The following is a 10,448-nucleotide window of genomic DNA, read 5'->3' as shown; positions in this document are numbered from 1 at the left end:
CGTTGGGCCTCGTTCGCGCGGGTTAGGGCGCGCTGTTGTGCTTTGGTGTCGTCTAGATTTATCGCCCGTCTCGCCTCGTTTATCGCCTTAAAATACTCCCGCTCTAGCCGCGTTATAACCTCGTGCTGCTCGGCCTCGGCTCGCTCTTTTTGCTCTTTTAAATTTTCGATTAGCGAGTCTAGCTTTTGCTCTTTTTTCTCGGCGCTTTCGAGTTTTTCTTTGAGCTGCACCTCTAAATTCAGCGTCTTTGTGATGATTTCGTTTAAATTTTCTTTGTCCTCGCCGTAGATTTTCTTCGCCTGCGCGACCAAATTTGCCGCGATACCGTATCTAGCCGCGGTCTCAAAGGCGTATGATTTGCCGATCGTGCCCTTTAAAAACTCAAATTTAGGCCGCGAGTTTTCCTCGTCGTATAGCGCGGCCACTAGCTCGACGTCGGGGTTTTTGGCTAGTAGCATAGAAAGGCGCTTGTGGTGGGTGGTGATGATCATCTTGATATCCTGACCCATCAGCCGCTCGATCATCACGCCATACAGGCTCGCCGCCTCCTCAAAATCCGTTCCAAGCTCAATCTCATCGACTCCGATGAGCAGATTTTTCTTCGTAAAAAGCTTGGAAAAATGCACCATACGTCCCGCAAAGGTCGAGATGTCGTTTTTCACGTTTTGCGGATCCTCGATGATGGCGTCAAATTCCTTGAAATTTCCTATCTGCGATTTTTGCGCGTTTATGTGCATCGGAAGTAGGTATTTAGCTAAAAATGCCGCAGCTATGAGAGATTTTAGCAGCATCGATTTACCGCCCGCGTTTACGCCCGTGATCAGTAGCACCTTTTTGCTAAAGTCGATGCTGATGCTTTTTGGATTTCTTAGCGCGGGGTGGGCGAAATTTGCCAGTTTTAAATTTGACCCGCCGCTTGGCAGCACGAACTCAAAATCCGCGCTTTTAGCCGTAAAAACACGCGCGCAGTAGGCATCAAACACATCAAACGCGCCGTTTATAAATTTCAAAAACAGGAGGCCCTTATGCATCGCGGAGCTAAAAATTTTGCAGTGCTCGTAGACGATCTGCTCTTTTTTATCCAGCAGCTCGCTTTGCTCTTTTTTGAGTTTTTGGATGTTTTCGGGCGCGACGTAGAAGTAGCCGCCCGAGCTTCTAGCCACGACCGTGCCCTTTAGCACGTGGTTAAACCCGCCTCGCACGAGCAGCGCCTCGACCGAGCTGATGTAGTGCACCTGCGTATCGACGAGATAGGGCGCGACACTCTTTGAGTAGATGAGTCGGCGCAGATCGGCGTCTATTTGCGCTCTTTTGGCGCTAAACGCGTCTCTGATACCGCCCAGACGCTCGTCTACTTCGTCTTTTAGCTCGCCGTTTTTGTCAAATGAATTTGCGAGCTTTAGCATCGGCTGCGGGATCTCGATTTTAGCGAGCCACTCGCCTAGCTTACCCTCAAATTTGAGCGTTTTTAGGTAGGTAAAATAGCTAATTATCTTAGCAAACTCGAAAATCTCGCTCACGTGCAGTGTGGCTTGTTTGCTAAGGCGCATAAGTGCGTCGTCTAGGTTTTGAGCCGGCGAGGGCGGATCAAACTGCTTTTGCGAGAGTTCTAAAATTTTCTCGTAGTGCAGCCTGCTATCGCCCGCCATAAAAAGCGGTTTAGGACGCGCTAAAAAGGAGTTAAATCGCTCCATATAGCCTTGCAGGTCTAAAATTTTTATAAGCCGCTCAAAGCCTTCCGCGTTTGTAAATTCTTTTTGCTCGCGGTGCGCCGCAGCGTCCGAAATATCGCCGCTTCTTTGCTCGCGCGAGACGCTATTTTCGCGCCCGCTTGCTTCCCATGCGCCACCTTGAGTCAAATTTTGATTATCTTTAAAATTACGCAATTATTCGCCTTTAAATTCGCAGCCATCAAGCGCGATCTTGACGCTGTTTAGTTCCTTTGCCGCGCGTTTTGCGACGAAGGAGGACGTGCCGAACTCGTAGTTAAATTTAGTGTTATTTACGTCAAAATTTCCGCATTTTAGGGTTTTGCCTTGATTAAAAAGCGCGACTAGCTCTAGCCTTTTGCTTTGCTCGCTTTCTAGGGCGCTCTCGTAAAAATATAGCGCCGCCGCGATAAAAATCGCCGAAAAAGTGATGATAAATTTCGCCTTTTTGCTCAGCTTCTCGTCGCTCACGCTAAATATCGCGATCGCGGCAAGCACGCCTAAAAGTACGATTATGACTCTCATGCGTCGCCTCTTAGCTGATAGGTGATGTCGCCCGCGCCAAAGCCTATAACCAGCCCGTCATCAAGCAGGTTTTTTACGCCAAACTCGTCCGTAAAGACGATGCTCTCGCCCTCGCGCGCGACTTTTTGCGTCATCACGGGGTTGTAGCGCTTAAACTCCTCTTTTAAATTTATATCTATCGGCGTCTCGCCCGCGGCATAAACGGGCAGGATAACTAGCTCGTCTATGCCCTCAAAACACTCCTTAAAGCCCTGCAAATTTGCGCTCAGACGCGTAAATCTGTGCGGCTGAAAGATCGCCGTGATCTTAGTGATGCCTAGTAGTTTGGCGTATTCAAAGACCGATTGCAAAGTAGCTTTGATCTCGGTAGGATGATGCGCGTAGTCGTCGATGAGTACGAATTTCCTACTCGCGGTTAGGATATCGAAGCGCTTTTTGATACCTTTAAAATTTAGTAAATTTTGCCTGATTTGCGCTAGAGACGTTTCATTTAATGCCGCAAGTATGGCTAGCGACGCGTCCACGGCGATGTGCTCGCCCATACCAAGCACTTCAAATTTGCCTAAATTTTTTAGATTAAACGCGGTATAAGGCACAAAATCGCGCACGATCATGCTAAGCTCGGTGATATCCGCGCTTGGATAAAGGCGCACGGCGTCGAGCTTTAGCGTACCCAAAAACTCGTCCTCGGCGTTTATCACGCGCACCTTTGCTCGCTCCAAAAAGCCTCGATACGCCGCGTGAAATTTCTCCAAATCATAGCCGTAGTGCTCCATGTGCTCGGGCTCGGCGTTGGTCACGACGGCTAGATACGGGTTTGAGTTAAGAAAACTACTATCGCTCTCGTCAGCTTCGAAGATGACGTTGTCGCAGGGCTCGTATTTCATATTTGAGCCAAACTGCTTACTGATCGCGCCGATGATGACAGAGCCCTCCACGAGGCTAGAGAGCATCGCCGAGGTCGTGCTTTTGCCGTGTGCGCCCGCTACCGAAAATACGCGCTTGCCTTCAAGCACCATCGGCAGAGCCTCTTTGCGCGATAGGCACTGCAAGCCTTTGCTTCGCGCTTCGACGAGCTCGACGTTACCCGGTTTTATCGCGGCCGAGTAGATGACGAAGTCCTGATCCTTGATCGCGGCCTTGCTGTGCGGCGTGATGACGTCGATGCCCTGCGCGGCTAGCTCGCGCGTGGTAGGGCTTTCTTTGATGTCGCTACCGCTGATAATGAAGCCTTTTTCGTGCAAAAAGCGCGCGATCGCCGAGATACCGATACCGCCGATACCGATAAAATGGACCTTTTTACGCTCCTTTGCGCGCCTTATTTCATCCGCGCTAGCTGCTTGAGCGTTTAAATTTGACTGCGCTAAATTTTCGCGACCCGAATTTGACGCCCCGCCCGCTTCTACCGTACGATGAAGCCCGCTTGCTTGGTTAAAATTTCCTTGTTTTAAATTTTCCACTCGTTTTCCTTGTTGATTCCCAAAATACCAAATCCCGCGCCCCAAGTCTGCGGCTCTAGGTTTATTTTACCCGCAAACGGCATATCTTTTAGCGCCTAGCCGCTTGCCGTTACGCTTAAAGTTTGCGTGATTTTTCTTTAAATTTATTAGCCCGATTTTAGCAAAAATGAAATATCAAGACGCTGAAAAGGCGAAATTTACGCGAGTTAGCCGTTTAAAATCGGCAAGGCGATAACCGCCCGAATTCGGCGCAAAGGGTTTGCGTCAAATTTAGCTCCAAATTTAGCAGCTTTCCATCAAACCAGGCTCGCCAAAATCATCAAAAGCGCTTAGCTAAAACAGGCTCTTTTAGGCATTTGACCTCGTCAGCTCAAAGCTAAGATCGATCAGATCCTCTACCTGCCCCGGCGCGATTTTGGAGCTTAAATTTACGCTGATCCAGTGCTTTTTATTCATATGATATGCGGGCAAAATTTGATCTGCGTCGCGCAAAATCGCTGCTAGATCGGGCTTGCATTTTAGATTTAGTATCTCTAGCGTATCGCCGCTTTTAAGCCCCAGCTTGCCGCCGTCCACGCGCATAAAAACGGCAAACCATTTTTGATTTTTCGCGTGGCGAAACACGGCGATTTCGGGGTGTTTGTCAAATATCCGCTCGTCTTGCGCGCCGAATTTCTCCTCGATGTAGCTAAAAACCAGCTTGCGTGCCGGCATCATCTGCATCCTTTGCAAAAGCAGGCGTCCAGATGATCGTCCACTACGCCCGCGCTTTGCAAAAACGCATAGACGCTCGTGGGCCCCAAAAATTTAAACCCGCGCTTTTTCATCTCTTTTGCGATAAACTCTGCAAGCGGCGTGGTGGCGGGGATCTGCTTTATGTTTTCGTAGTGATTTATGATGGGTTTGCCGTCAAATTTCGGATCAAATTTAGGCAAAAGATAGCCCCAAAGATAGTCGTAAAAGCTGCCAAACTCGCCCACGACGGCAAGGAACGCGCAGGCATTTGCAGCAAGCGAGTTTAGCTTCAGGCGGTTTCTGATGAGTGCCGGATTTTGCATAAATTTTGCCGTCTGCTCCTCGCCGTAGAGCGAAATTTTGCGCGCGTCAAATCCGTCAAACGCCGCTCGCATCGCCTCGCGCTTAAGCAGCACGGCGTGCCACGAGATGCCCGCCTGAAAGCCCTCCAAAATTATAAGCTCGAAAAATTTCGCATCGTCTTTTATGAGCCTGCCCCACTCCTCGTCGTGATATACGCGCTCCAGCTCGCTTTTCTCCGCCCAGTCGCAGCGGATTTTAGGGTTTTGAGTATTTTGCAAATTTGGCTCCTCGTTCAGATAAATTTGAAGGATTGTAGCGAAATTTGGGTTAAGCAAAGGCTTTTGGCGATTAAATTTACTCCGCTTCGGTTTTTGGAAATTTAACGCTAATCCACGCAAAAAGCAGCGCGCTTGCGGTAAATAAACCAAAAAGCGCGTTTGCAAGAGGTATAAATTTGACGACGGGAGCGATGAGCGTCGGGGCTAAAACCTCCAGCATGCCGTAGAGAAAATTTGCGGCGAAATCGATGCTAAGCATCCACGCATAAACCCTAAAAAGCACGCAATCAAGCGCGTTTGCGAGCTTGAAATTTATAACGACCCAAGCGATCGACGCGGCACATACGCTAAGCGGGATGATGATGCTAGTGATCAAACCGAGTAAATCTTTATCAAATACATAAAGAGCGACGGAACATAAAATCATGGCTAAAAAGCCGTTATAAGCGTACTTAAAAATCCTAAAAACGTTTTGTCCGAATGCCTCCTCGATGCGAACTAGCGCATAGTGAAAAAACGTCAGCGCAAGTAGTAGCGAGAGCAAACGCACAATCCAGACGGCCTCGCCTGCGAGATATGCCGCGCTCATAGCCACCGTGCAGACTGCGCCCATGATGCCTTGCAACTTTGCTTTACTCAGATTTTTATCCAACTTCACCCCTTTTTCGGATATAAATTTTAGCCCTAAGTATATACAAATCTATTTTAAATTGATATTAAACCTACGGGACAAAATTCGAGTTTGGGCCGGATTTTGGATTTGAGCTTAAATTTAATCTGAAATTTAGCGACGTCGCATGCAAAACCCTCTAGCCCCCAAATCGCCGCCCCAGCTAAAACGGCCGCGGCTAGTAACCGCTAGATAAAGCGCGAATTTAGCCCGAGATAGAACGCATATTTCGTCTTGGGGCAAAGTTTTTGGATTAAATTTGCTAGAAACAAAAAGCTCCCGTTTCATCTAGTTTTCTCCGTGCAGCGCTTTTGTAGAGATGGTAACCGTTTCATAGCAAGCAAGGCGAGGTTAAAAGCAGCGACGCGGTCTTGCTCGCGTAAAAGCGTCATTTTTTGGTAGAGTAAATCTTATAAATTTGACTTCAAATTTATAAGTACCGCAAGCCGAATTTTCAAATTTAACTTTAAATTCGACCTGCGATTAAAATAAAATTTGCAAGTATTTCAAGGCGATTTTTGGGGTTTTCTGCTTCGCAAGCTCGCAATTGCAAGCAGAAGAAGTTAAAATTTGACGAAGATAAGGCATATAGCCTATCAAGTCAAATTTTAACAAAATCCGCAAAAAGCGTCCGAAAGACGCCGCAAATTAGCCTATATTCTCACCGGCTATCATACCGAATGTGAGGCAATCTGCTATCGCCACGCTACCTAAGCGGCTAGCTCCGTGTACGCCGCCCGTGATCTCGCCTGCTGCAAATAGTCTTGGAATAGGCATCTCGGTTTGTAAAGAGATGACCTGAGCTTTGGTATTGATATCTATACCGCCCATAGTATGGTGAAGTTTTGGCGTACCGCGCATAGCGTAGAAAGGCGGTTTAGAGATATCTACGCCGTTTGTAGTGGTTTTATCCATCGGTTTGCCAAAGTCTTCGTCTTTACCAGATTTAACGAAGCTATTGTATCTCTCGACGGTCTTTTTTAGCTCTGCGGCAGGGATTTTATAAGCCGCGGCTAGTTCGTCTAGGGTTTCAAATTTCTTTAGTACGCCGGACTCTAGCGGTTTAGTGTAGTGCTCAGGTATGACCATGTTTTTTACGCCCTCGCTATCGCAGAAGTTGATAGGATAGATATCGGCTTTTGCGTCGATTACTTTAAACATAGCTTGAGAGCGGGTGCGGCGGTCTGCTAGCTCGTTCATATAGCGTTTGCCCGTTCTTGGATCTACTGAAATTCCGTAGCGGAAGCTTCCGTTTACGTTAAACATAGAGCCAACGCCAAAGCCTTTTTCGTCAGGGCATGCCCATGGGCCGAATTGTATCCAGCTTAACTGCACGGGAGTTGCGCCGATCCTAAATGCCTCTTTCATAGCGCCTGCTGTTGCGCCCGGATGGTTTGTGCTATCCGTAGTAGGCAGGATAGACGGGTCTTGAACCTGTCTAAAGAATACGTCGCGGCAAAATCCGCCTGCGGCTAGTACTATGCCTTTTTTAGCTTTTATAGTCTTTTTAGTTCCGGTAGTGTTTTCGGCGTCGTCTTTTTGGCTCTTTGGATCAAATTTATAATCCTCTCTGATGATCACGCCGTCTACGCCGCCATCTTCGCCTAGGACGAATTCGTCAAATTTAGCTCTTTGTCTTAGCTCGCAGCCTTGTAGGTTTTTAAAGTATTCTACCATCGGCTGAACGATACCTGAGCCCGAGCCGTTAGCGGTTTGAAGCGATCTAGGTACGCTGTGTCCGCCTGCGTGAGTAACTTTATCTATGTATTTAGCGCCGCATTTTAGAGTTAGTTTATATGCGTCTTGCGCGCGAGTAGCTATGGTGTCGATTAGATCTACGTGGTTTAGTCCGCGGCCGGCTTTTAGGCAGTCTTTGATAAATAGCTCGTTGCTATCTTTGATGCCTTCGGCTTTTTGCTTGTCGCTGTTTGGAACGGCAAATATTCCGCCGTTGATAACTGAGTTACCGCCGACGCGTCCCATCTTTTCTAGGATTAGGACTTTATTGCCTTTTTCGGCTGCGGTGATACCTGCCGCAAGTCCTGCAAAACCGGAACCAACGATAACTACGTCCCACTCTTCGTCAAATTTGACGTCTTTAGAGTTTACGGCTGCTTGCGCATTTACTCCGCCTAGAGCTAAAGCTCCAGCACCTACCATACTTAACTTAACAAAATCTCTTCTTGAAACGTTTGAGTTTTTCATAGCTTCTCCTTTAAATTTATGTTAGCTATCTACCTGTAAATCTTTAATTTACGACTCTGCTCTAAATACCTTTATTACTATTGGCGTCTTTAGCGTCCTCCTTGGGTTAAATTTTAATTATATAGTATGATTATATAACTTAGTTTTAAAATATAAGCTTAAATGAAGAAATAATTTATATTTTATTTGCTTGAATTTTGCCGAACATATAAGATGTTCGCGGTATTATAAACCGCTTTTTAAAACAAGCTTTGATTTGAGGTAATGTTTACGGCTGTATATATTTTTGGATCTGCTAAGTAGTCGGTAAATTTAAAAGAAAAGACCCCGAGCAAAGGTCGCTCGGGGAATGGGGATAAAAACTATATCAACCGCCGAACTGAACGTCGTTGATAGTGATAGTTCCCTTTTCAGGATCTACGGTGTATTTTAGAGAGTCTAAATTTACGCCCGCAAGTCTAACTATGGTATCCTCTTGTCCTATAGAGTTTGTGACGCCTGCAGCAGTAGCCTTTTTATCATAGACTAGATACGTGTCGCCTCTCCATGAGAAAGCATATAGTCTATCGTTGTGAGCGTCGTAATGTCCGTTATCGCCGCCAGCCCCGTTGATGTGTCTTACGTAGCCGCTTACGGTTTGACCATACGTAGTAGCGCCGTTTGCATCGCTATAGTAAGTTGCGCTAAATCTAAGACCGTCATCCGTAACTTGAGTAGTATCATTCCATAGTCTATTGTGAGCTATGGCGTGATTTACTGCTTGGACTAGAGTATCTAGGCCGGCAACCGTACTTAAATCAGTAAGTTTTGAGTTTACGGTTAGTTTTACGATATTGTGCGCATCATATAGAGACTTATCGCTACTGCTGATATTGTTTATATACTTATCGCTCGTGGTAGACGTCTCTATAACTACGGCTTTTCTTAGGTTTGTAACGGTAGGTGCCGTTGCGCCAGGTCCTATTTGTCCTGCTACGCCTGAGTTTTGTATTATCGCGCCGCTGCCGTGAGGATTTGCGATAGGAGTACCGCCAATAACCGCACCGGCAGTACCGTTAACGCCGTGAGCATCGGTGTATTCGTTAGAATATAGCACGCCATTCACGATAGTGTGTTGGTTTTGTGCTGTGCCAGTCTCATAGAATTTACCGTCGGTATTTAAACGCCAGTTGCCAGTACCTTGCGTAGGAGCTGCCGCATGAGTACTTGAAGGAGCATAATACTCTATAGTACTACCGTCAACTTTTGTTGCGATCCAAGTTACCCATGTAACGCCCGGAGTAGGGTGAGGAGTTGTAGGCGTAGTTCCTTGCGTCCATCCGGCAGTAGATACCGTTACGCCAGTGCTCTTGGTAGTAGACAAGTCAGCCGTAATAGGAGCGGAACCAGTCTCTACAAACGGTTTTGTAGCGCCGTTTAGGAATGTTTCACTAATATACTGACCGTTAGCGTCTTTACCGCCCACGGAGATATTTTGGCTAGCGCTCGCTACGATAGTTTTGTTATTTGTAGCGGCACCCGTCTGCCATGCGAGGTCGCCGTATTTAGCAGTATATTCATATCTGTCGCCGCCGGCGTGACCGTCTGTACCGGATTGAGCCACTACGCCTTTTTCTACGCTAGGAAGTACTGTAGGTCTAGTGTTTGTAGAGTAGTCATAACCGGTTACTTTACTGCTCGGAGGGGTTGTAGACGTATCATTTTGTCCGTTTACGGTACTGCCGGTAATATCTACAGGTTTATTGTACGCAGGAGTTATATGATGCACGTCTTTAGCTAATTTGTCACTAGCAACCTCGGTATGGAAATATCTACCGTTTGTAGCCGGGTTATTGTCACCCGTAGTTCCAGGGTGGTTATTGTCGTAGAATTTTACTTTGATATCAGTGGCGTTTCTGCTATGGAACTGCGAATTTGTATAAACCGCATCTTTGTTATCGCCGGTAGGGTCTTTAGGATCATAGCCGTGCGCAAACCAGTCGGCTAGCTTGATCTTATCGCCTGCTTCTATATTTTTGATAGTTACTATCTTGTTTACGGCAGCGTTAGTTTTAGCTCTACTTACGTCAAATAGATCCGCGCCTCTACCGCCGTCGATAACGATCTCGGTATTATTTGCTAGCGTACCTACGTGTATGACGTCGTCGCCGTCGCCTAGATCTACGTTTAGGCGTTTGATGCCATCAGGGTTTGCCGCTACGCCGGTGGCCATATCATTAGCTAGCAATACGACGTCGTTACCCTGCGTGCCTTTGATATAGGATAGCTTAGTGTGCTGGTTAGCGCCTAGGTCGCTCTTTTCTCTTACTAGTTCAGTAGATGGTCTCGTTAGGCTCGTAGAGGTACCGTCGACATTTTTATGGCTCCACATGGTGCCGCTAAAAGTAGGTATGTCGTTACCGGTAACACCCGTCCTAGCACCGAAATCAGGTAAGGTTGAAGTAGCCTTAAAGTCATTCGCATGCGCAGTACCATAGTTGTCTGAAAGAGGGTTTTTTAGATTTGAGTTGCCTGCATTACCGAAACCTTGATTTGCGGTACTATTGTGCCAGCTGCTATATCC

The 10,448-nt window shown here is 47.0% G+C and carries 7 protein-coding genes and 1 pseudogene; all 8 read right to left on the bottom strand.

The features are described from left to right. On the bottom strand, nucleotides 1-1,886 hold a 1,886-nt coding region (locus RYL88_RS08620), incomplete at its 3' end, for an endonuclease MutS2 (protein ID WP_314990600.1). Continuing rightward, nucleotides 1,887-2,234 (bottom strand): hypothetical protein, encoded by a 348-nt coding sequence (locus RYL88_RS08615; protein WP_314990598.1) that lies wholly within the window; start codon nucleotides 2,232-2,234, stop codon nucleotides 1,887-1,889. After that, nucleotides 2,231-3,556 (bottom strand): UDP-N-acetylmuramate--L-alanine ligase, encoded by a 1,326-nt coding sequence (gene murC, locus RYL88_RS08610; RefSeq protein ID WP_314990602.1) that lies wholly within the window; start codon nucleotides 3,554-3,556, stop codon nucleotides 2,231-2,233. Before murC ends, RYL88_RS08615 begins: the two co-directional genes overlap by 4 nt. A 486-nt stretch (nucleotides 3,557-4,042) precedes the next feature. Then, complete coding sequence (locus RYL88_RS08605; protein WP_314990597.1) at nucleotides 4,043-4,411, bottom strand: MmcQ/YjbR family DNA-binding protein; 369 nt, start codon at nucleotides 4,409-4,411, stop codon at nucleotides 4,043-4,045. Then, nucleotides 4,408-5,010 (bottom strand): DNA-3-methyladenine glycosylase I, encoded by a 603-nt coding sequence (locus RYL88_RS08600; protein ID WP_314990595.1) that lies wholly within the window; start codon nucleotides 5,008-5,010, stop codon nucleotides 4,408-4,410. Before RYL88_RS08600 ends, RYL88_RS08605 begins: the two co-directional genes overlap by 4 nt. Nucleotides 5,011-5,086: 76 nt before the next feature. Beyond that, a complete protein-coding gene (locus tag RYL88_RS08595) occupies nucleotides 5,087-5,662 on the bottom strand; it encodes a hypothetical protein (protein ID WP_314990593.1) in 576 nt (191 codons plus the stop codon). Between the two features lie 666 nt (nucleotides 5,663-6,328). Beyond that, nucleotides 6,329-7,885, bottom strand: a complete 1,557-nt coding sequence (locus tag RYL88_RS08590; RefSeq protein ID WP_314990591.1) for a flavocytochrome c — start codon at nucleotides 7,883-7,885, stop codon at nucleotides 6,329-6,331. Nucleotides 7,886-8,252: 367 nt separating this feature from the next. Continuing rightward, nucleotides 8,253-10,448 (bottom strand): annotated as a pseudogene (locus RYL88_RS08585) (surface layer protein SapB11); the annotation flags it as partial.

Source organism: uncultured Campylobacter sp. (assembly GCF_963517995.1).
Classification (GTDB): Bacteria; Campylobacterota; Campylobacteria; order Campylobacterales; family Campylobacteraceae; genus Campylobacter_A.
Note: the sequence above shows the minus strand (reverse complement) of the source record. Positions and strands in the feature narration are given on the sequence as shown.